This is a genomic window from Deinococcus budaensis (assembly GCF_014201885.1).
In the GTDB taxonomy this organism is placed as follows: Bacteria; Deinococcota; Deinococci; order Deinococcales; family Deinococcaceae; genus Deinococcus; species Deinococcus budaensis.
In genome coordinates, this window is sequence record NZ_JACHFN010000001.1 from 457117 (window position 1) to 477441 (window position 20325).

A 20325-nucleotide genomic window follows, 5' to 3' on the forward strand; every position below is an offset into this window, starting at 1 on the left:
CCTGGCCCGGCTCAGCCGTTTTCCCGCACTTCGCGCAGCAGCCAGAAGCCCAGCGCGTCGAGCAAGGCGACCATCGCCAGCGAGCCGAGGCCGGGCAACCACTCGCCGCGCCCGAACTGGAAGACCAGCGCGGTCAGGCCGCCCACGTTGAGCAAGACCAGCAGGGTCACCAACAGGCCGGGCATCAGTTCCCGCCCCCGCCGCCGAGCGCTCCACGCAGCAGGGTCAGCAGCTCGGCGTGCAGGTGGCCGTTGCTGGCGATCAGGACCTCGCCGCCGGGGGTGGGGCGGCCCTGGGCGTCGGTGACCCGTCCGCCCGCCTCCTGCACGAGCAGGCTGCCTGCCGCCGCGTCCCAGGGCTTGAGGCCGGTCTCCCAGTAGGCGTCCATGCGCCCGCAGGCGACGTTGCACAGGTCGAGCGCGGCGGCGCCGGGGCGGCGAATCGGCACACCCAGCCGCAGCAGCGCCTGCACGGGCGCCAGATTACGCCCGCCGCTCTGGTCGTAGGGAAAACCGGTGGACACCAGCGCGGGCGTGGTCAGGGTGGGGGTCGCGCTGACCGTCAGGCGCTCGCCGTTCAGGAGGGCGCTGCCGCCCCGCACGGCCGTGAACAGCTCCTGGCGGCTGGGGTCGAACACGGCCCCCACCACCGCCTCGCCGCGCACTTCCAGCGCCACCGAGGCGCAGTAGACCGGAAAGCCGTGCGCGTAGTTCACGGTGCCGTCGAGCGGATCGACCACCCAGCGCAGCGGGGCGTCCGCCGCCCCGTCCGCCGCACCCTGGCCCAGCCCCTCCTCCTCGCCCAGCACGGCGTGGTCGGGGTAACGGCGGGCGATCACCTCACGGATGGCGGCCTCGGCCAGCCCGTCCACCTCGGTCACCAGGTCGCTGGAGGAGGACTTGCTGCGGATATCGAGCGGCCTCCCCACATGCGCGAGGTGAATCGCCCCGGCGGTGCGGGCCGCCTCCACCGCCACGGCCAGCGCTTCTTGCAGATCGAGCATGGGGCGAGTGTAGAGGAGCGGCAGGCTCCCCCCTGCCCCAGGCGGCAGCCAGTGCCTAGAGGGCGGCCCCACGTGCCCGCACCTCGGCGGCGGCCCGCTCGTCCCCGGCCTCCTGAAAGTCGGCGTGCGCCTGCCCGTACTCGGCGCGGGCGGTGTCGGGGTCGCCCGACCCGGCCGCCAGATCTCCCAGCGCCCGGTGAACGCAGCCCCGCGTCATAGGGTCGTCCGCCTCGCGCGCGTCGGCCAGGGCGGCCGCCAGGGCCGCCCGCGCCGCTTCCCCCTCCCCCAGCGCCAGGCGGCACAGGCCGAGTTCGTACCCGTTCACCGCCCGCTTGAAAGCGCGTTCTGCGGGCGGCAGGGACCCGATCAGCTCGCGTTCGTGGCCAAACAGCCTCAGCGCCGCGTGCAGGTCTCCCGCGAGGCGTTCGACCATGCCGAGCTGGTGAACGTAGAGGTGCTCGCGCGGCTCGCCCGCATGAGCGTCTCGCAACCGGGCGTAGACGGCCCGGCCCTCCGCGAAGAGGCCCGCATGTGCCAAGGCGTAGCCCAGCGCCATCTGCCCGGCGTCCGAGGCGAGCAGGGCCGGATCGGCCTCCAGCAAGGCCCGCGCCCGCGCGTTGTCTCCCCCGTTGATCGCGTCCCAGACTTCAGCGAGCATGGGGACAGCATAGGCGGCGGGAGGCGGGGCGGGGGCACCCAGCTCCCCCGCTTCCTCCCGCCGCTGCAACGGACGGAGGCTACTTGCCTTTGCCCTTGCCGGGCTTCTCGCCCTTCTCCGGCTTTTCGGGCTTCTCGGGTTTTTCCGGCTTCTCACGCTCGGCGCTGTCCCCGCGCCCGGTGTCGGCCCGCCCGGCCTGGCGGTTCACCAGCGCGCTCAACGGCAGCGAGAGCGTCTGGCCGCCCGGCCCGGCGACCTCGAACTTGATCGCGCCGGGCTTGCCGAGGTCGCGCGCCAGGGGAAAGGAGGTGGCCTCGCCCTGTCCGGCGGGCGGCGTGACCTGCACGGTCCGGGCGTCCGAGAGGGTGGCCCCGGCGACCAGCACCACGGTCCCGTCGGGGGTGAGGGTCCCGATGACGGCCCCGGCCGCGTTCACGAGCTGCACCTGGCCGCCCGCCGCGAGGAAGGCCTTCACCGCGTCCGTCTGGGTGCGGGTGACCGAGGCGGGCAGGGTGCCGGGCAGGCGCACGGGGGCGGGCGGGGAGGTGGTCTGGGCCTGGGCGCCCGCGAGGCCGAGGGTCAAGGCGGCCAGCAGCACGGTCTTGATGGGATGGGTCACGCAAAAACCTCCTGAAGGGGATGGGGGGGGGAAGCCCGGCCAGACTTCACGGCCGAACTGACCTGCACCTGACGCCGGGCCGGGAAGCCCTTGAGCGTTTTGGCGGCCTGCTCACAGTGGGGGGACGCGGCGGGGGGGGCAGTGGGGGTGCTACGCTGCCCGCCGTGATCGACCGTTACCTGACCCCCGAGATGAAGGCGCTGTGGAGCGAGGCGAGCAAATACCGCGCGTGGCTGCGGGTGGAACTCGCGGCGATGGAGGCGCAGGCCAACCACGGTGAGGTGCCGCCGGAAGCCTTTGCCGCGCTGCGGGAGCGCGCCGCCGCCGATCCCCTCGACAACGCCTTCGCGGGGCGGGTGGCCGAGATCGAGGCGGTGACCCGGCACGACATCGTGGCCTTTACCCGGGCGCTGACCGAGCGCTACGGCGACGAGGCGCGCTTCATCCACCACGGGCTGACGAGCACCGACGTGGTGGACACCGCCCAGAACCTGCTGCTGGACGAGGCCCTGGGGCTGATCGAGGCGGACGTGCGGGCGCTGCGCGAGGTCTGCCGGGCGCAGGCGGTGACCCACAAGCACACGCCCACGGTGGGCCGCACCCACGGCATCCACGCCGAGCCGATGACCTTCGGGCTGAAGTTCCTGAACTGGCTGGCGACCCTGGACCGCGACCTGGAGCGGCTTCGCGCGGCCCGGCAGCGGGTGCGGGTGGTCATGCTCTCGGGGTCGGTGGGCACCTACGCACACGTTTCCCCGCAGATCGAGGAGGAGGTGGCCGCCGCCTGGGGCTGGCAGGCCGCGCCCGTCACCAACCAGACCCTCGCGCGCGACCGCCACGCCGAGGTGCTGGCCGCCCTCGCCATCCTGGGGACCACGCTGGAGAAGATCGCGGTGGAAATTCGCCACCTTCAGCGCAGCGAAGTCCGCGAGGCGATGGAGCCGTTCGGGAAGGGGCAGACGGGCAGCAGTTCGATGCCGCACAAGAAAAACCCGATCCTGACCGAGAACGTGACGGGCTTCGCGCGGCTGCTGCGCGGCTACCTCGCCACTGGCCTGGAGAACGTGGCGCTGTGGCACGAGCGCGACATCAGCCACTCCAGCGCCGAGCGGGTGATTCTGCCGGACGCGGCCGCCGCCGCGAGCTACGCGACCCGGCGCCTGACCGGGGTGCTGGAGGGGCTGGTGGTCTTCCCGGAGCGGATGTTGCGCAACCTGAGCGACCTCGGCGGACTGGTCTTTTCCCAGCGGGTGCTGCACGCGCTGATCGACGAGAAGGGGATGAGCCGGGAGGCCGCCTATGACCTCGTGCAGCGCCATGCCCTGCGAAGCTGGGAGACGGGCGAGGGCCTGCGCGAGCTGCTCAGCGCCGACGCCGAGAACCCGCTGGATGAGCGGGAACTGGAGGCCGCCTTCGACCTGGGGTGGTACCTGCGGCACGTGGACGACATCTACGCGCGCTTCGGGCTGTGAGCGGGCAGGCGGATCGCACGCTCCGCCTGATGGCGGATTACGAGCGCTGGCCGCTGTGGATGTCCCTGGAGAACGTGGATCCGCTGACGCTCATGCTCGCGCCGGAGCTGACGGCACGCCTGCTGAGCTGGGCTGAGGCATTCGACTCGTCCCTGGACATGGAAAACGCCCCCGCCCCCCTCCCCATGCAGGCTGCCTTCCTGCGGGACGGCGAGGACGAGCGGCATTCTTTCGAGCGCGAGGGCCACACCCTCTGGCGCCTGCTGCAAGCGGCGCGGCCCGACCTGCACGTCACCTATCACAGCACGCTGCTGGGGCGCGAGCTGAATCCCGACGAGGACGAGCTGCTGGACCTGCTGGACGACGCGGGCAAGGTGCGCGGCGTGCTGTGGCGCTCGGCGTCGGAGGGGGTGCGGCACAAGCGGGGGGTCACGGCGTTTCTCCGCAACAGCCGGGGCGAGGTGTTCTTTCCCCGCCGCGCGGCCCACAAGACCCGCTGGCCGGGGGCGCTGGACTTCAGCGTGGGCGGGCTGGTGCTGGCGGGGGAAACCTTCGAGGAGGGCTTTCGGCGCGAGACGCGGGAGGAACTGAACCTCGACCCCCCGGACCACCCCGGGCGCCTGCTAGGCGAATTCTCGCCCTGGGGCACCGGGCTGCGATGCTTTACCCGCGTCTACGAGATTCGGTCGGACGCGACTCCCGCCTTCAACCCGCTGGATTTCAGCGAGGGCGTCTGGCTCGCGCCGGGGCGGGTCTTTGCCCTGGCCGACGCGGGCGAGGCGGTCAACGGCGACCTGTTGGAAGTACTGCGCCTGACATACGGCAAGTCACAGTGACTCTTGATTTACATTTGTAAGCCATCGGCCGCCCATACGGGCGACTTGTGATGAACTGAACCCGATGACTGGTCAAGAACGGCTTTCGGTGGCGATCGTGGGCGGCTCGGGGTATGCGGGCGGCGAGTTTCTGCGGCTGGCGCTGGGCCACCCGCATCTCAAGGTCACGCAGGTCACGAGCGAGCGCAGCGCGGGGCAGCCGGTGTCGCTGGTGCATCCCAACCTGCGCGGGCGCACGACTCTCAAGTTCCGGAAAGCCGCCGAGCTGGAGGAGGCCGACATCCTGGTGCTGGCGCTGCCGCATGGGAACGCCGCCAAACGGCTGGGCGAATTCGAGGGCAAGGCTCGGGTGATCGTAGACCTGTCGGCCGACTTCCGGTTGAGGGACCCGGAGGTCTACCGGGCCACCTACGGCGAGGAGCACCCGGCGCCCGCCGAGCTGGGCCAGTGGGTCTACGGCAATCCCGAGTTGCGCCGCGACGAGTTGCGCTCGGCCACCCGGATCGCCTGTGCGGGCTGCTTTGCCACCAGCATCACGCTGGCGCTGTATCCGCTGCTCAAGCTGGGCGTGCTGCTGCCCAGGGACATCATCGCCACCGGGCTGATCGGGTCGAGCGCGTCGGGAGCGAGCGCGTCGGAGGCCAGCCACCACCCCGAGCGGGCGGGGAGCCTGCGCGTCTACAAGCCGGTCGGGCACCGCCACACCGCCGAGGTGCAGCAGGAGTTGCCGGGCCGCTTTCCGCTGCACCTGACCGCGATCAGCACGCCGCGCGTGCGGGGCATCCTGACCACCCTCCAGGCCTGGATTCCCGACGGCTACAGCGACCGCGACGTGTGGAGCGCCTACCGCGAGGTGTACGCGGCAGAACCCTTCATCCGCATCGTGAAGGTCGCGCGGGGCGTCCACCGCTACCCCGACCCCATGCTGCTCGACGGCACCAACTACTGCGACCTGGGCTTCGAGATGGATATGGACTCGGGCCGGGTCGTGCTGATGAGCGCCCTGGACAATCTGGTAAAGGGGACGGCGGGGCACGCCCTCCAGTGCCTCAACCTCGCGCACGGGTGGGAGGAGACGGCGGGGCTGGAGTTCGCGGGGCTGCATCCGGCCTGAGCGGCGGCAAGCCGCTAGTGGGGCGGCGGCACCCGCACGATGCTGAGCATGTAGCGGCCCAGCGCCTGGATGACCTGGTAGAACTGCCCGAATTCGATGGGCTTGACCACGTAGCTCGCCGCGTGGGCCTGATACGAGCGCAGGATGTCCTCGTCGGCCTGGCTGGTGGTCAGGATGATGACCGGAATCGTCATCAGCAGGGGGTCGCGCTTGATCTCGGCCAGGACTTCCAGGCCGTTCTTGCGGGGCATGTTGATGTCGAGCAGGATCACGTCGGGGCGGGGCACGTCCGCGTAGCCGTCCTCGTGGTGGAGGAACGCCAGCGCCTCGACCCCGTCGCGGGTGACGTGCAGCCGGTTGAAGACGCCCGCCGCCGCAAACGCCTCCTGGGTCAGGATCACGTCCGGCTCGCTGTCCTCGACCAGCAGAATCTCGATGGGGGTGGTGCCCGGCGGGTAGTGGGAAAGCGGGGTGGTCATGGACGGCTCCTGTCAACTGGGTCCAGTGTGGAACAGCGCAGCAGCATGGACCCACGATCCCGCTTCACGCCGCCGCAACGCTCCCTTGAGGCACCCTTGACGCTCGCGTGTGCTCTGCCCTGCGGCCGCTCAGGAGGCCGGGGCGCGCCCATAGCTCCGCCCCCCAGGCGGCTGGCCCGGCCTTCCCGGCGCCGCTGGCGCGCGGCCAGCGCTTCAGGTCCGTGCGCTAGGCCCGTGCTTTAGGCTGGCGGGCATGAACATCCTGCAATCGGCGCTGGGCGGAGGCGTGACCTTCGTGGCCCCGGAGGGCCTGCTGGACGGGCTGGGGCTGGAGACGGCGGCGCGGCCCGTGCCGGGCGTGCCCTACACGCTCGCGCAACTGCTGGCCCACGTCGCGGTGACGCAGCGCGCCAGCCTCGACCTCGCCTCGGGGCGGACGGAGACGTGGCCTGGGGGCCTGAACGTGTGGCCGGAGGTGACGGGCGCCGCCGACTTCGGGCGGGTCCTCACCGAGCTGCGGCTGGGGCTGGCCGAGGCCCGCGCGCTGGCCGAGCGGCCCTCCGAGCGGGCGCGGGATGTGCTCACCGACCTCGCGGCGCACAGCGCCTACCACTGGGGCCAGGTCGCCCTCCTGCGGCGGATGCTGGAGGGGAGGTCGCCGTGAGTGCAGGTCCGGCGGGCCGCCCCCTGGTGCGGGTCGGCAGCCTGAACCCCGCCAAGGTGACGCCCGTGCGCGACGTGTTCGCCGCCTACTGGCCGGAGACGGCCGTCGAGGGCGTGGCGGTGCCCAGCGGCGTGCCCGACCAGCCCCTCGGAGAAGTGCAGACGCGCGAGGGGGCGGTGAACCGGGCGCGGGGAGCGCTGGCCCACGCCCCGGGGACGGATGCCTGGGGCGTGGGCCTGGAAGGCGGCGTGCGGCTGGAGGGGACAGAGGGGCGGCTGTTCGGGGTGGTCGCGGTCGCGCACGCCCGGGCGGGTCAGGTCGTGGTCGAGGTCTCGCGGACGGCGGACCTGCGGCTGCCCGCGCGGGTCGCCGCGCGCGTCCAGGAGGGCGAGGAACTCGGCCCGGTGATGGACGAGTGGCTGGGCCTGCGTGACATCAAGCGCGGCGTGGGCAGCGTCGGCGTGCTGACCGCGGGCCTGCTCACCCGCGCCGACGTCTGGCGGCAGGCGGTGGTGCTGGCCATGACGCCGCTGCGCGAGGCCAGCCTGTACTCTGAGCCATGACCGCAGACCCGCAGGTGATCCACAACCCGGAGCAGCAGCGCTACGAACTCCGGCAGGGCGAGCAGGTGCTGGGCTTTGCTGAGTACCGCCCGGCGGGGCCTGCCCTGCTGTTCAGCCACACCGAGATCGAGGAGGGCCACGAGGGCCAGGGCCTCGGCTCGCGGCTGGTGCAGGGCGCCCTCGACGACGTGCGCGCCCAGGGCCGCTCGGTCGTGCCCATGTGTCCCTTCGTCGCCGCCTTCATGCGCGAGCACCGCGAGTACGCCGAGCTGGTGCAGCCCGGGCAGCGGGCCATGTTCGGCCTATAAGGTCTGCCTATCGAACGGCAAGTCTTAGATTGCGGTAGTTTTCACGTGCTACCTTTTTCCGCATGATCGTGGTCAAGGTGGGCGGCAGTGCGGGGATCGACTACGGGGCTGTGTGCGCCGACCTCGCCGCGCTGTGGGAGGAGGGGCGACGTTTCGTGCTGGTCCACGGCGGAAGCGGCGAGACGAACCGGGTGGCCGAGGCGCTGGGGCACCCGCCCCGGTTCGTGACGAGTCCCAGCGGCTACACCTCGCGCTTTACCGACCGCGAGACGCTGGAAATCTTCGAGATGGTGTACTGCGGCAAGGTCAACAAGGGGCTGGTCGAGCGGTTTCAGCGCCTGGGGGTCAACGCGGTCGGGCTGTCGGGGCTGGACGGGCGGATCTTCGAGGGCCGCCACAAGGACAGCGTGCGCGCGGTCGAGAACGGCAAGGTCAAGGTCCTGCGCGGCGACCACACCGGCACCGTCGAGCGGGTGAACGTGGGGTTGGTGACGCTGCTGCTGGACGCCGGCTACCTCCCGGTCCTGAATCCCCCCGCCGTGAGCTACGGGGGCGTGGCGATCAACGTGGACGGCGACCGCGCCGCCGCCGCCCTGGCCGCCGCGCTGGGGGCCGAGGCGCTGCTGCTGCTTTCCAACGTGCCCGGCCTGCTGCGTGCGTTTCCCGACGAGGCCAGCCTGATCCGCCAGATTCCGGCGGATGACGTGGAGGGTTATCTGGAGTTCGCCCAGGACCGCATGAAAAAGAAGGTGCTGGGCGCCGCCGAGGCGGTGCGCGGCGGGGTCGGGCGGGTGGTGTTGGGGGACGCCCGCGCGGAAAGGCCGGTCAGCGCCGCGCTGGCGGGCGCGGGCACGGTGGTGAGCTGAGGCCCCGAGGCTCCTGGCGCCTGTGCCCCGCCCCCCGCCGGAAGGCGGCGCGCCTGCGCTATCTTCCTCCCCGATGACGCCCGCCGAGTTGCTCGCCTTTCTGGCCGTACGCGGCGGGCGCGAGTTCGCGGCTACCGCCTGCACCCACCAGGGGCGCGGCAAGCAGCGGCGGCTGCACGAGGTCGGCGTCTACCGCCTGACGGTGCGCGGGGACGTGGTGCAGGCGTGCGGCCCCAGCGGGCAGACCCGGCAGCTCGCGCCCGCGACCTTCCTGGAGGTTTTCGGCGGTTACGAGTTCCAGCGCGCCGAGGAGACCGGGGTGCTCACCGACCTCGGGCCGCTCTTCGGCTGAGCGGGCAGCCGAACGGAAGGCAGGCAGGGGGAGCCGGGCCACGTGCATCTGCGCCCGGCTCCTCTCTGACCGCTGGGGTCACTGCTGTGCTTGCGGCAGGCTGAAGGCCCGGAGCTGCACCGCCACCTCGCGCGCCTGGCCGTCCCGCTGCACGGTCAGGCGCAGGGTGTCGCCGATGCGCTTGCCGATCACGGCGCGGGGCAGGTCGCTGCCCTGGGCCAGCGGCTGCCCGTCCACGGCGGTGATGATGTCGCCGCCCGAGCTGGTCTCCTGGGAACCGCCCTGCGTCTGCGCGCTTCCTCTCAGCCCGGCCTGCGCGGCGGGGCTGCCGGGGTAGACCTGCTGGATCAGGGCGCCGCTGGCCGGAAGCTTCAGCCGCTCGCGCTCGGCGGCGGGCAGCTGGCTCAGGTCGGTGAACTGGAGGCCCAGGGTAGGCGTGCGGACCTCGCCGCCCTGCTGCAACTGGGGCAGCAGGCGCTGCACGGTGCTCACCGGAATGGCGAAGCCGACCCCCGCGCTCTGGCCGATGCCGCCGGTCAGGATCTGGGTGTTGACGCCGATGACCTGCCCGGCGCTGTCCAGCAGCGGGCCGCCCGAGTTGCCGGGATTGATCGCCGCGTCGGTCTGGATCACGCGCTGCTCGACGCCCTTGGCCCCGACGGGCACGGTGCGCTCCAGGCTGGAGATGATCCCCTCCGAGACGCTGAAATCCAGGCCGAAGGGCGCGCCCAGCGCGATGGCCTTGAGGCCTACCTCGAGCTTCGAAGCGTCTCCCAGCGGGATCGGCTTGACGGCTCCCCGGGGCAGCCCCTCGGCACGCAGCAGCGCGAGGTCGAAGTCGGGTGCGCGGCCCACCACCTTCGCCGTGTAGGTGCGCGGACTGCCGTGCAACCGGACCGTGATCTCGCTGGCGCCCTCCACGACGTGGTTGTTGGTCAGGATGTCACCCTGCGCATTCACGAAAAAGCCGCTGCCGGTGCCCTGCTCCCCCTCGCCGCCTTCCGGCACCGCGAAGCCGAACTGGTCCTGAAGGCGCTGGCGCAACTGCGCCTCGGGGCTGCCCCCGGCACCCTCGGTCACGCTGATGTAGACCAGGCCGTCCTGCCGCGCCTTGACGACCTGGACGGTGTTCGCCTCGGATTCGGTGCGGGCGCGGCTGGCGTTGCTGGAGCTGACACTGCTCGCAGGCGCCGTGATCTGAGCAGCGGACGGCGAGCCAACCACCTGCGCGCTCGACCGCTCGGAAAGTTCAAAGCCTGCGAAAGCGCCGAGCGCGAGCGTTCCGGTCAGGGCCAGCAGGGAGAGATTCTTGTTCATGGCCGCAGTCTGGGACGGGGCGGTTACGCGGGGGTTAAAGCCGGGGAGGCGGCCCCCGCTACCCCTTCTCTTACAGCGCGACCCCTTACAGCGCCGCCGCGCTGGCCCGCCCCGCCACCCGCCCGCTGAAGAGGCAGCCGCCCAGGAAGGTGCCCTCCAGCGCGCGGTAGCCGTGCATGCCGCCGCCGCCGAAACCCGCGACCTCGCCCGCCGCGTACAGGCCGGGAATCGGTTCGCCGCCCGGCCGCAGCACCCGGCCCTGGAGGTCGGTTTCCAGCCCGCCCAGCGTCTTGCGGGTCAGGACATTCATGCGGACGGCGATCAGGGGGCCGTGCGCCGGGTCGAGGAGGGGCGCGGGCGGGGCCACCCGGATCAGCCGCTCGCCGGGCAGGGCACGGGCGCCGCGCACCAGGGCGAGCTGGGTGTCCTTTCCGGCCCGGTTGGCGGTCTGGGCGTCGCGCAGCCGCACCTCGCGCTCGACGGTGGCGAGGTCGAGGCGCCCGTTCCCGACCAGGGCGTTCATGCCCGCCACCAGTTCGGGCAGGGTCCGGCGCACCACGAAATCCTCCCCGTGATCGAGGAACGCCTGGACTGGGGCCTGCACCCTCCCCGTCGCGCGGCGCAGGGTGAGCCGCAGGTCGCGCCCGGTCAGGTCGGGGTTTTGCTCGCTGCCCGAGAGCGCGAATTCCTTTTTGATGATCTGGCGGTTGAGCAAAAACCAGGTGTAGGGATGGCCCTGCCGGGTGATGTGCGTCAGGGTGCCCAGGGTGTCGAAGCCCGGATAGTGGGGATGCGGCAGCCGCCGCCCGTCCGGGTCCAGCCACAGGCTGCTCGGCCCCGGCAGCACCCGGATGCCGTGGCCCTTCCAGACCGGGTTCCAGTTGCGCAGCCCCTCGGTGTAGTGCCACATCCGGTCGGGGTGAATCAGGCTGGCCCCGGCATCCCGCACCCGCCCCTGCAACTCGCCGTCCACGTGCCCCGGCACCCCCGCGACCATGAAGGCGGGCGGCGGTCCCAGGCGCCCAGTCGGCCAGTTTTGCCGCACCAGATCGAGGTTGCCGCCGATCCCGCCCGAGGTGACGACCACCGCGCCCGCGTGAAGGCTGAAGTCGCCCATGACCACCCGCGAACTCGCCTCGCCGCGCCCCACGTCCGACGCTTCCAGCACGTCGCCGTGCACCCCGTGAACCACGCCGCCCCTCAGGTGCAGGCCCCGGACGCGGTGGCGAAAGCGCAAAGCGAGGCGCCCTGCCGCCGCGTGCTCGCGGACCCGCCGCGCAAAGGGTTCGAGCACCCCCGGCCCGGTGCCCCAGGTGATGTGAAACCGGGGCACGCTGTTGCCCGGCCCGCCCGCCCCCTGCCCGCCGCGCTCGGCCCACCCCACGGCGGGAAAGAAGCGCAGGCCCAGCCCGGTCAACCAGGCGCGCTTCTCGCCCGCCGCGAACTCGACGTAGGCCCGTGCCCAGCGCCGGGGCCAGTGGTCTTCGGGGCGGTCGAACCCCGCCGTGCTGTCCCAGTCGCTCCAGGCCAGCTCAAAGGAGTCGCGGATGCCCAGCCTGCGCTGCTCGGGCGAGTCCACCAGAAAGAGGCCGCCGAACGACCAGTAGGCCTGTCCGCCCAGATTCTGCTCGCCTTCCTGGTCGAGCAGCAGCACGCGCTTTCCGGCGTCCGCGATCTCGGCGGCGGCCACCAGCCCCGCCAGCCCGGCGCCCACCACGATCACGTCCGCATCGGGAGTCTGCACCACATCACACCTCCTGGTCCTTACCTGAACGAAAAAAAGGACACCCGACCAGGGAAGGCAGGGTGTCCGGGGAGACCAGAGAAAAAGGGCTTGACTTACTTCTTGCGCTTGGCCGGGGCGGGGCCTTTCTTGCCGCCGCCGCCCGAGGTGCGTTCCTTGGCGTCGCGCATGAAAGAACGCAGCTTGGCCTCGAACTGCGGACTCTGGCGGCCGATGGCGCGCGGGCGCGGCACCTCCTCGGGTTCCTCCAGCAGCTCCTTGATGGAGAGGTCGAGGCGGCCCCGCTCGTCGCGGCCCAGGACCTTGACCTCCACGTTCTCGCCTTCGCGGACGTGGTCGTGGATGTTCCGCACAAAGGAGTGCGCGATCTGCGAGATGTGGACGAGACCAGTCTCGCCGTTCTCGAACTGGATAAACGCGCCGAAATCGGTCACGCGCGTGACGCGGCCCTCTACGACCGCGCCGGGATCAAGCTGCACCAAGGGTGCCCTCCTGAATCTGCATAAGTGACATTCTATACCATGCCCGGCGGGGGCGCGTGTTCACAAGCGGCGCGGCAGAACGGTGAAGGTAGAGTGGAAGGCGATGAAGCTTCGCGGCACGCTCGGCGGCATGAACCTCCTTCTTGAACCCGGCGACACCGCCGCAAGCGTCTCGCAGGCGCTCGCTCCCCGCGCGGAACTGCTGGGCGCCCACGTCACGCTGGAGGTGCAGGGCGACACCGATCCCGGCGCGCTGGAATCGGCGCTGGCCGCCGTGCGCGCCGCCGGGGGCACGCCGGGCCGCGTGCGGGCGCCGCGCGTGACCGTGACCGGGCCGGCGCCGGACCCCGAGGAGGGCAGCGCCCGCACCGTGATCCTGCCCCACGGCGTCCGCGCGGGCTTCCGGGGCGAGTACCGCGGCAGCGTGGTCATCCTGGGGGACGTGAACCCGGGCGCCGAGATCGTGGCCGGAGGCGACGTGATCGTGATGGGCGCGCTGCGCGGCGTGGTCCACGCGGGGTACGGCGGCCACGCCGAGGCCATCGTCTGGGCGCGGCCCATCGCCAGCGCCCAGATCCGCATCGGGGACGCCGTCGCCCGCGCGCCCGAGGGAAGCGGCCTGGGCAACATGAAGCGTTTGGAGGGCAACGAGGGTGCCGAACTCGCCCGCCTGCAAGACGGGGTGATCGTGATCGAGGGGCACCGCTAGCGGGGGGAGGCCCGGCGCCCGCCTCTGAATCGATTCAGTTCCCGGCCCTTTCCTGCTACGCTCTGGGCCATGACCCAGCCTCCGAGCGGCGAGCTGAAGTGGTGGCAGCGCGGCATCATCTACCAGATCTATCCGCGCTCCTTTCAGGACGCCAGCGGCGACGGCGTGGGCGACCTGCGCGGGATCACCCGGCGGCTGCCCTACGTCGCCTCGCTGGGGGTGGAGGCGGTGTGGCTCTCCCCCATCTTCACCAGTCCGATGCGCGATTTCGGCTACGACGTGGCCGACTACGTGGACATCGACCCGCTGTTCGGCACGCTGGAGGACTTTGACGCGCTCGTCTCGGAGGCGCGCCGCCTGGGCCTGAAGGTCATGCTGGACTACGTGCCCAACCACACATCCTCGGACCATGCGTGGTTCCGGGACGCGCTGACCGGGCGCGGGAGCGCGAAACGTGACTGGTACGTCTGGCGCGATCCCGCGCCCGGCGGCGGGCTGCCCAACAACTGGAAGTCGCACTTCGGCGGCCCGGCGTGGACGCTCGACGAGGCCAGCGGGCAGTACTACCTGCACCAGTTTTTGCCGTCGCAGCCCGACCTGAACTGGGCGAATCCCGAGGTGCAGACGGCCCTGCTGGACGTGCTGCGCTTCTGGATGAGGCGGGGGGTGGACGGCTTCCGGGTGGACGTGCTCAACCTGCTGGCCGAGGACGAGCGCTTTCTGGACGAACCGCTCAACCCCGAGTGGCGGCCCGGCATGATCGAGTACAACCAGACGCTGCACGTCTACACCAACGACCAGCCCGCGACCCTGGACTACGTGCGGATGATGCGCGGCGTGCTGGACGAGTTTGGCGACCGCATGATGGTCGGCGAGATCTACCTGCCCGTCGAGCGGCTGCTGCGCTACAGCGGCACGCCTCAGCAGCCGCTGGCGCACCTGCCCTTCAACTTCCACCTGATCTTGCTGCCCTGGGACGCCGGGCAGGTGCGCGCGTTCGTGGACGAGTACGACGCCGCCTGCCGGGAGGCGCACTCCTGGCCCAACTGGGTGCTGGGCAACCACGACCAGCACCGCTTCAAGACGCGGGTGGGCGCGCCGCAGTACCGGGTGGCCCAGACGCTGCTGCTCACCCTGCGCGGCACGCCCACCGTCTACTACGGCGACGAGATCGGGATGGAGAACGTGCCTGTTCCCTTCGACCAGATGGTGGACCCGGCGGGCCTTCAACAGCCCGACGTGCCCAGCGCCAGCCGCGACCCCGAGCGCACGCCGATGCAGTGGGACGCCTCCCCGAACGCGGGCTTCGCTCCGGCGGACGCGACCCCCTGGCTGCCACTGGCCCAGGATTTCGCGCGGGTCAACGTGCAGGCGCAGGAGGCCGACCCCGACAGCGACCTGCACTACTTCCGGGCGCTGACCCGGCTGCGGCGCGAGCATCCGGCGCTGGTGGGCGGCGACTACCGCCCGCACGAGAGCGGGCACCCGAACGTGTTCGCCTTCGGGCGCACGCAGGGCGAGGAGCAGGTAACGGTGCTGCTGAATTTCGGCGCCGAGACGCGCGAGCTGGGGGAAACGGCGGGCGGCGAGACGCTGCTGAGCAGCCTGGGTGACCGGCCCGCCGCCGACGCGCCGCTGCGCCCCCACGAGGCGCGGGTAGTGCGCCGCTAAGTTGTTGCCCCGGGCCGCCGGAGCTTTATGCTTCCGGCATGGGCTTCTTGATTCGGCTGCTGGTCAACGCGCTGGCGCTGTACCTCGTGACGCGGGTGTATGCGGGCGTCAGCTTCGCGCCGGGCGCGGACCTGCTGGGCATCCTGCTCGCCGCGCTGGTGCTGGGCATCGTGAACGCGCTGATCCGCCCGGTGCTGCTGCTGCTGAGCCTGCCGGTCAACCTGCTCACGCTGGGCCTGTTCACGCTGGTCGTCAACGGGGTGGTGCTGTGGCTGGTCGCCAGCGTGACTGCGCTGAACGTGGCGGGCTTCGGGGCGGCCATCGTCGGGGCGCTGATTCTCACGGTGGTCTCCTGGGTGCTGGACGCCGCCGTAAACGCGCTGGGACTGGACGGGGGGCGCGGTTGACCCCGCCGCAGACGCCTGCGCAGACCGGGCCGCGCGTGCTGAGTACCGTCGCGGAGCTGCGCGCGGCGCTCGCGGGCGCGGGCCGGGTGGGCCTGGTGCCCACCATGGGCTACCTGCACGAGGGCCACGCCGCGCTGATCCGGCAGGCCCAGGCCGAGTGCGACCTCGTCGTGGTCAGCGTCTTCGTGAATCCGAAGCAGTTCGGCCCCGGAGAGGACCTCGCCCGCTACCCGCGCGACCTGGCGCGCGACCTGGGGGTGGCCGGGGAGGCGGGGGCCGACCTGCTGTTTCACCCCGACGCCGCCGAGATGTACCCGGACGGCCACGCGACGACCGTCACCGTGGCGGGCGTCTCGGGACCGCCCGAGGGAGCGTCGCGCCCCGGGCACTTCGACGGGGTGGCGACGGTGGTGCTCAAGCTGCTGAACATCGTGCGGCCTCAGCGGGCCTATTTCGGGGAAAAGGACTGGCAGCAGCTCGCGGTCGTGCGGCGGATGGTGCGCGACCTCGACGTGCCGACGCTTATCGTGGGCGTGCCCACCCTGCGGGAGGCCTCGGGCCTGGCGCTGAGCAGCCGCAACAGTTACCTCACGCCCGAGCAGCGCGGGCGGGCGGCGGTGCTGTCCCGCGCCCTGCGGGCCGTGCAGGCCAGGGCCGCCGCAGGCGAGCGCAACACCGCCCGCCTGCGCCAGGCCGGGCTGGACGTGCTGGCGGCCGACCCCGAGGTCAGCGTGGACTACCTCGTGGTCGTGGACGGTGACATGCGCGAAAGAGCGCATGTGGATGATGGTCCCATGACCCGCGTGCTGGTGGCCGCCCGGATGTACGGCGTGAGGCTGATCGACAACCTGCCCCTGTGGGACGTGACCCCGTGACCTTTGACGAGCTGCTGCGCGAGATGGTGGCCCGCCGGGCGTCCGACGTGCACCTTCAGGTGGGCAGTCCGCCCATGGGCCGCATTGACGGCGGGCTGCTGCCGTTCGGGGACGTGGGGCTGCTGCCGGCCGACACCGTGGCGCTGGCCCGCGAGATTCTGACCCCCGAGCAGTGGGAGGATTTCGAGGACGCGCAGGAACTGGACCTGGCCTACAGCGTGCCGGGCCTGGGCCGCTTCCGCTGCAACGTGTTTCGCCAGCGCGGCGCGGTCGGCATCGTGATGCGGACGGTGACCGACGGCGTGCCCAGTTTCGACGCGCTGGGGCTGCCCGCCGAGGTGATGCGGGGCTTCGCGGCGGCCCCGCGCGGTCTGGTGCTGGTCACCGGCCCGACCGGCAGCGGCAAGAGCACCACGCTGGCCGCCCTGGTCGACCACATCAACCGCAGCTACGCCTACAACATCATCACCATCGAAGATCCCATCGAGTTCTTGCACCGCAACCTGCGCAGCCTGGTCGTGCAGCGCGAGGTGGGCGCCGACACCCGCGACTTTCGCACCGCCCTGAAATACGCCCTGCGGCAGGACCCCGACGTGATCATGATCGGCGAGATGCGCGACAAGGAGACGGTCGAGGCCGCCCTGAGCGCCGCGCAGACCGGGCATCTGGTGCTCAGTACGCTGCACACCCAGGACGCCGTGCGCAGCGTCAACCGCCTGATCGACTTTTTCGCCCCGCACGAGCGCGGGCAGGTCCGCATGCAGCTGGCCGAGTCGCTGGTCGGCATCGTCAGCCAGCGCCTGCTGCGCCGCGCCGACGGCGAGGGCCGGGTGCTGGGCAGCGAGGTGCTGCTGAACACGCCGCTGGTGCAGGACTACCTCAAGAACGAGGACAAGACCTCCCTGATCAAAGACGCCCTGATCGAGGACAACATCCGGGGCATGCGGACCTTCGACCAGCATCTGGTGCAGCTTTACCAGCACAGCCTGATCACGCTGGACGAGGCCCTGAGCGCCGCGACGAGTCCGCACGAGGTCCGGCTGATGGTGACGCGCGCCGGCCACGCCTTCTGACCCGGGCCAGCCCAGGGACGCTGCGGCCCGCGCCCCTCCTGCCCCCTGCCCTATACTGGGACGTTATGACCAAGGAACGCATCTCCATGACCCAGCGCGGGTACGACAAACTGGTCGAGACGCTGGGATACCTCAAGACCGAACGCCGGGAGCAGATCAGCGAGTACATGGGATCGGCCATCGCGGACGGTGACCTGCGCGAAAGCGCCGCCTACGACGAGGCCCGGATGCAGCAGAGCGAGAACGAGGCCCGCATCATCGAACTCGAGCAGCAGCTTGAACGCGCCCTGATCGTCGAGGAAGACGCTTCCGGCGGCATCGGTCTGGGCGCCACCGTCCGGGTGCGCGACGACCGCGGCAACGAGCGGCAGTTCGAACTGGTCGGCACCTACGAGGTGGACGTCTTGAAGGGCAAGATCAGCGACGCCAGCCCCATCGGCCAGGCCCTCAGCGGCAAGAAGGCGGGCCAGAAAGTCACGGTGCCGCTGCCCAAGGGCACGGCGCAGTTCGAGGTGCTGGAAGTCAGCTACCGCTAAGGCCGGGGGACGGCTCCCACCCCCCCCAGCCCAGGAGGACAGGCGCCTGCCCGCAGCCTGTCCTCTCTTTTTGCCCATTGTCCTTCTACCCGTTGCGGGACGGCGTCGCCAAAGCCCGGTGGCGGGTTGCCTGCCCCCCGGGAGACTCCCGGCGCCCGGTTCTCGCGGCCAGGGTGCCGGATGCTCCGCTGAAGCCGGACCCGCCGGCTGGGCCGGGAATGGGTAGAATGCCTGCGTTTTTCTGGAATCACTTCCAGACAGTTCCGCCCAGACGCCCCAGACCAGGACCGGCCCAGACCAGATCGGCCCCGACTAGATCGGCCCAGACCCCCTCGGCCCAGACTCTCCCCGGAGGACCCCCCCCATGACCATCCAGCGTTCCAGCGGCGTGCTGCTGCACCCCACCAGCCTGCCCGGCTCCCACGGCATCGGCGAACTCGGCGCCCACGCGCGCGCCTTTGTGGACTGGCTCGCGCAGGCGGGGCAGACCTACTGGCAGGTGATGCCGCTGGGGCCGACCGGCTACGGTGACAGCCCCTACCAGGCCTTCAGCGCCTTTGCGGGCAATCCCTACCTGATCGACCTGGGCGCGCTGCGCGGCGAAGGCCTGCTGACCGGGGCCGACTTTGCCGACCTGCCGGCGTTCGGCGCCGAGCGGGTGGATTTCGGGGTGCAGTACGTGTGGCGCACCCAGATGCTCGGCCGCGCCCACGCGCACTTCGCTGCCGGACAGGGGGCGCACCTGCGGGCCGGGTTCGGGGCCTTTGAGGCCGCCGAAGCCGACTGGCTGGACGACTACGCGCTGTTCATGGCCCTCAAGGACGAGCACGGGGGCCTGCCCTGGAACGCCTGGGCGCCCGAGCTGCGGGACCGCGAGGCCGGGGCGCTGGCGGCGGCGCGGGAGCGGCTGGCGAGCGAGACCGAGCGCGTGCGCTTCATCCAGTTCCTGTTTTTCCGCCAGTGGACGGCGCTGCGCGAGTACGCCCGGGCGCGCGGCGTGCAGGTCATCGGGGACATCCCGATTTTCGTGGCGCTCGACTCCAGCGACGCCTGGGCCAACCGCGAGCAGTTCCTGTTCGATGACCAAGGCCAGCCCACGGTCGTCGCGGGTGTGCCGCCGGACTACTTCAGCGAGACCGGGCAGCTGTGGGGCAATCCGCTCTACCGCTGGGACGTGATGGCGCAAGACGGCTTCGCGTGGTGGGTCGAGCGCTTTCGCGGCAGCCTGAAGCTCTACGACCTGATTCGCCTCGACCACTTCCGGGGTCTGGCGGCCTCCTGGGAGATTCCCTTTCCCGCCGAGACGGCCATTCGCGGCGAGTGGGTGCCCGCGCCCGGCCACGCGATGCTGGAAGCGGTGCAGCGGGCGCTGGGCAGCGTGCCGATCATCGCCGAGGACCTGGGAGTGATCACCCCGGACGTCGAAGCGCTGCGTGACGATTTCGCGCTGCCGGGCATGGCGGTGCTGCAATTTGCCTTCGGCGGCGGCGACTTCAGCGTGAACGACTTCCTGCCGCACAACCTGCGCGAGAACCAGGTCGTGTACACCGGCACCCACGACAACGACACCTCGCGCGGGTGGTGGAACGCCGCCAGCGAGCAGGAGCGGCACAATTTCCGCACCTACACCCACTCCGACCCCAGCGAGGAGACGTTCGCGTGGCAGCTCACCGAGATGGCCTTCCGCACCCGCGCCCGGCTGGCGGTCGTGCCCCTCCAGGACCTGCTCAACCTGGGCACCGGGTCGCGCATGAACCTTCCCGGCACCACCGGCCCCCACAACTGGACCTGGCGCTACCAGGAAGGCGACCTGACCCCCGAGCTGGCGGAGCGGCTGCGGGCGCTGACGGCGGAGACGGGAAGGCTGGCGTAGGCACGCTGTGGGAGGTGGATTGTGGGGCATCCGCCCACACCCGACGTCCCACAACCCACTACCCTGTCCCCCATGAAGCTCTACACCAGGACAGGGGACAACGGCTCGACCGGGCTGTACGGCGCGGACCGGGTCAGCAAGGCGCACGTGCGGGTCGAGGCCTACGGCACGGTGGACGAGCTGAACAGCGTGGTGGGACTGGCCCGCGCGCACAACGCCCGCAGCCACGCGCCCGACGCGGCCCTCGACAGCGACCTCGAATACCTCCAGAACGCGCTCTTTGACCTCGGCGCCGACCTTGCCACCCGGCAGGAGAGTCCCTACGCGAAGAACCTCAGCCGCATCGACGCCGAGGACACGGCCTTTCTGGAAAGGATGATCGACCGTTACCAGGAAGGGGCGCCGCCCTTTACCGGCTTCGTGCATCCGGGGGGCACGCCGACCGCCGCCTCGCTGCACGTCGCGCGCACGGTGGCCCGCCGCGCCGAACGCGAGGTGATCCGCCTCGCCCACGAGGAGGAAATCAACCCCCACGTGCAGGTGTACCTCAACCGGGTCTCGGACCTGCTGTTCGTGATGAGCCGGGCCGCCAACCAGTCGGCGGGCCTCAGCGAGCAGGCCTGGACGGTGAAAAAGAGGCGGTAAGCCTGTAGCAGGTGGCCCGTGGCTTGTGAGAGAAGACCTGCCCTTTTCTCTCCAGGCCA

General features: G+C 71.2%; 24 protein-coding genes. 16 read left to right on the plus strand and 8 right to left on the minus strand.

Going from position 1 to position 20325, the window contains the following annotated elements:
- Positions 1–11 precede the first annotated feature (11 nt).
- From HNQ09_RS02185 to HNQ09_RS02200, 4 genes are all read right to left on the minus strand, one after another.
- On the minus strand, positions 12–185 hold the full coding sequence (locus tag HNQ09_RS02185) for a hypothetical protein (protein WP_184025219.1): 174 nt from the start codon (positions 183–185) through the stop codon (positions 12–14).
- Positions 185–1003 carry an inositol monophosphatase family protein gene (locus HNQ09_RS02190; RefSeq protein WP_184024800.1) on the minus strand — a complete coding sequence of 273 codons (819 nt, stop codon included), beginning with the start codon at positions 1001–1003 and terminating at the stop codon, positions 185–187. The genes HNQ09_RS02185 and HNQ09_RS02190 overlap by 1 nt, the downstream gene beginning before the upstream one ends.
- A gap of 55 nt (positions 1004–1058) precedes the next feature.
- Entirely contained in the window at positions 1059–1661 is a 603-nt protein-coding gene (locus HNQ09_RS02195; protein WP_184024803.1) for a hypothetical protein, read from the minus strand.
- Between the two features lie 79 nt (positions 1662–1740).
- Positions 1741–2280 carry a hypothetical protein gene (locus tag HNQ09_RS02200; RefSeq protein WP_184024806.1) on the minus strand — a complete coding sequence of 180 codons (540 nt, stop codon included), beginning with the start codon at positions 2278–2280 and terminating at the stop codon, positions 1741–1743.
- A gap of 164 nt (positions 2281–2444) precedes the next feature.
- On the opposite strand from HNQ09_RS02200, the gene purB reads away from it, so the two are divergent.
- The 3 genes from purB to argC all read left to right on the plus strand — a co-directional run bounded on the left by purB (position 2445) and on the right by argC (position 5702).
- Complete coding sequence (purB, locus tag HNQ09_RS02205; protein WP_184024809.1) at positions 2445–3752, plus strand: adenylosuccinate lyase; 1308 nt, start codon at positions 2445–2447, stop codon at positions 3750–3752.
- A gap of 29 nt (positions 3753–3781) precedes the next feature.
- The gene (locus HNQ09_RS02210) at positions 3782–4588 is read left to right on the plus strand and encodes an NUDIX hydrolase (protein WP_246363057.1); all 807 of its coding nucleotides are present in this window, start codon (positions 3782–3784) and stop codon (positions 4586–4588) included.
- 64 nt (positions 4589–4652) lie between these two features.
- On the plus strand, positions 4653–5702 hold the full coding sequence (gene argC, locus HNQ09_RS02215) for an N-acetyl-gamma-glutamyl-phosphate reductase (RefSeq protein ID WP_184024812.1): 1050 nt from the start codon (positions 4653–4655) through the stop codon (positions 5700–5702).
- A 14-nt stretch (positions 5703–5716) separates the two neighbouring features.
- Here argC and HNQ09_RS02220 read toward each other — a convergent pair whose 3' ends face one another.
- The gene (locus tag HNQ09_RS02220) at positions 5717–6181 is read right to left on the minus strand and encodes a response regulator (RefSeq protein ID WP_184024815.1); all 465 of its coding nucleotides are present in this window, start codon (positions 6179–6181) and stop codon (positions 5717–5719) included.
- A 253-nt stretch (positions 6182–6434) separates the two neighbouring features.
- On the opposite strand from HNQ09_RS02220, the gene HNQ09_RS02225 reads away from it, so the two are divergent.
- The 5 genes from HNQ09_RS02225 to HNQ09_RS02245 all read left to right on the plus strand — a co-directional run bounded on the left by HNQ09_RS02225 (position 6435) and on the right by HNQ09_RS02245 (position 8934).
- Positions 6435–6845, plus strand: a complete 411-nt coding sequence (locus HNQ09_RS02225) for a DinB family protein (protein ID WP_184024818.1) — start codon at positions 6435–6437, stop codon at positions 6843–6845.
- Entirely contained in the window at positions 6842–7408 is a 567-nt protein-coding gene (gene yjjX / locus HNQ09_RS02230; RefSeq protein WP_343057581.1) for an inosine/xanthosine triphosphatase, read from the plus strand. Before HNQ09_RS02225 ends, yjjX begins: the two co-directional genes overlap by 4 nt.
- The gene (locus tag HNQ09_RS02235; protein ID WP_184024821.1) at positions 7405–7716 is read left to right on the plus strand and encodes a GNAT family N-acetyltransferase; all 312 of its coding nucleotides are present in this window, start codon (positions 7405–7407) and stop codon (positions 7714–7716) included. The genes yjjX and HNQ09_RS02235 overlap by 4 nt, the downstream gene beginning before the upstream one ends.
- A gap of 62 nt (positions 7717–7778) precedes the next feature.
- A complete protein-coding gene (locus HNQ09_RS02240; protein WP_184024824.1) occupies positions 7779–8582 on the plus strand; it encodes a [LysW]-aminoadipate kinase in 804 nt (267 codons plus the stop codon).
- 73 nt (positions 8583–8655) lie between these two features.
- Positions 8656–8934 (plus strand): hypothetical protein, encoded by a 279-nt coding sequence (locus HNQ09_RS02245; RefSeq protein ID WP_184024827.1) that lies wholly within the window; start codon positions 8656–8658, stop codon positions 8932–8934.
- A gap of 78 nt (positions 8935–9012) precedes the next feature.
- On the opposite strand, the gene HNQ09_RS02250 is transcribed toward HNQ09_RS02245, so the two are convergent.
- The 3 genes from HNQ09_RS02250 to HNQ09_RS02260 all read right to left on the minus strand — a co-directional run bounded on the left by HNQ09_RS02250 (position 9013) and on the right by HNQ09_RS02260 (position 12477).
- Positions 9013–10251: a S1C family serine protease gene (locus HNQ09_RS02250; RefSeq protein WP_184024830.1), complete on the minus strand. Its 1239-nt coding sequence runs from the start codon at positions 10249–10251 to the stop codon at positions 9013–9015.
- 85 nt (positions 10252–10336) lie between these two features.
- Entirely contained in the window at positions 10337–11995 is a 1659-nt protein-coding gene (locus tag HNQ09_RS02255; protein WP_184024833.1) for an FAD-binding dehydrogenase, read from the minus strand.
- A 95-nt stretch (positions 11996–12090) separates the two neighbouring features.
- Positions 12091–12477, minus strand: a complete 387-nt coding sequence (locus HNQ09_RS02260) for a S1 RNA-binding domain-containing protein (protein WP_034360172.1) — start codon at positions 12475–12477, stop codon at positions 12091–12093.
- A 103-nt stretch (positions 12478–12580) separates the two neighbouring features.
- Here HNQ09_RS02260 and HNQ09_RS02265 point away from each other — a divergent pair, with 103 nt between their 5' ends.
- The 8 genes from HNQ09_RS02265 (at position 12581) to HNQ09_RS02300 (ending at position 20266) form a co-directional block, all read left to right on the plus strand.
- The gene (locus HNQ09_RS02265) at positions 12581–13186 is read left to right on the plus strand and encodes a septum site-determining protein MinC (RefSeq protein WP_184024836.1); all 606 of its coding nucleotides are present in this window, start codon (positions 12581–12583) and stop codon (positions 13184–13186) included.
- Positions 13187–13255: 69 nt separating this feature from the next.
- Positions 13256–14857 (plus strand): alpha-amylase family glycosyl hydrolase, encoded by a 1602-nt coding sequence (locus tag HNQ09_RS02270; RefSeq protein ID WP_184024839.1) that lies wholly within the window; start codon positions 13256–13258, stop codon positions 14855–14857.
- A gap of 38 nt (positions 14858–14895) precedes the next feature.
- Positions 14896–15264 (plus strand): phage holin family protein, encoded by a 369-nt coding sequence (locus tag HNQ09_RS02275; RefSeq protein ID WP_184024841.1) that lies wholly within the window; start codon positions 14896–14898, stop codon positions 15262–15264.
- A complete protein-coding gene (gene panC, locus HNQ09_RS02280; protein WP_184024843.1) occupies positions 15261–16139 on the plus strand; it encodes a pantoate--beta-alanine ligase in 879 nt (292 codons plus the stop codon). The genes HNQ09_RS02275 and panC overlap by 4 nt, the downstream gene beginning before the upstream one ends.
- Positions 16136–17212: a PilT/PilU family type 4a pilus ATPase gene (locus tag HNQ09_RS02285; RefSeq protein ID WP_184025192.1), complete on the plus strand. Its 1077-nt coding sequence runs from the start codon at positions 16136–16138 to the stop codon at positions 17210–17212. The genes panC and HNQ09_RS02285 overlap by 4 nt, the downstream gene beginning before the upstream one ends.
- A 65-nt stretch (positions 17213–17277) precedes the next feature.
- Positions 17278–17748 carry a transcription elongation factor GreA gene (locus HNQ09_RS02290; protein WP_184024845.1) on the plus strand — a complete coding sequence of 157 codons (471 nt, stop codon included), beginning with the start codon at positions 17278–17280 and terminating at the stop codon, positions 17746–17748.
- A gap of 364 nt (positions 17749–18112) precedes the next feature.
- Positions 18113–19621 (plus strand): 4-alpha-glucanotransferase, encoded by a 1509-nt coding sequence (gene malQ, locus HNQ09_RS02295; RefSeq protein ID WP_184024847.1) that lies wholly within the window; start codon positions 18113–18115, stop codon positions 19619–19621.
- 72 nt (positions 19622–19693) lie between these two features.
- Positions 19694–20266, plus strand: coding sequence for a cob(I)yrinic acid a,c-diamide adenosyltransferase (locus tag HNQ09_RS02300; RefSeq protein WP_184024849.1), 573 nt, complete (start codon positions 19694–19696; stop codon positions 20264–20266).
- Positions 20267–20325: the final 59 nt, after the last annotated feature.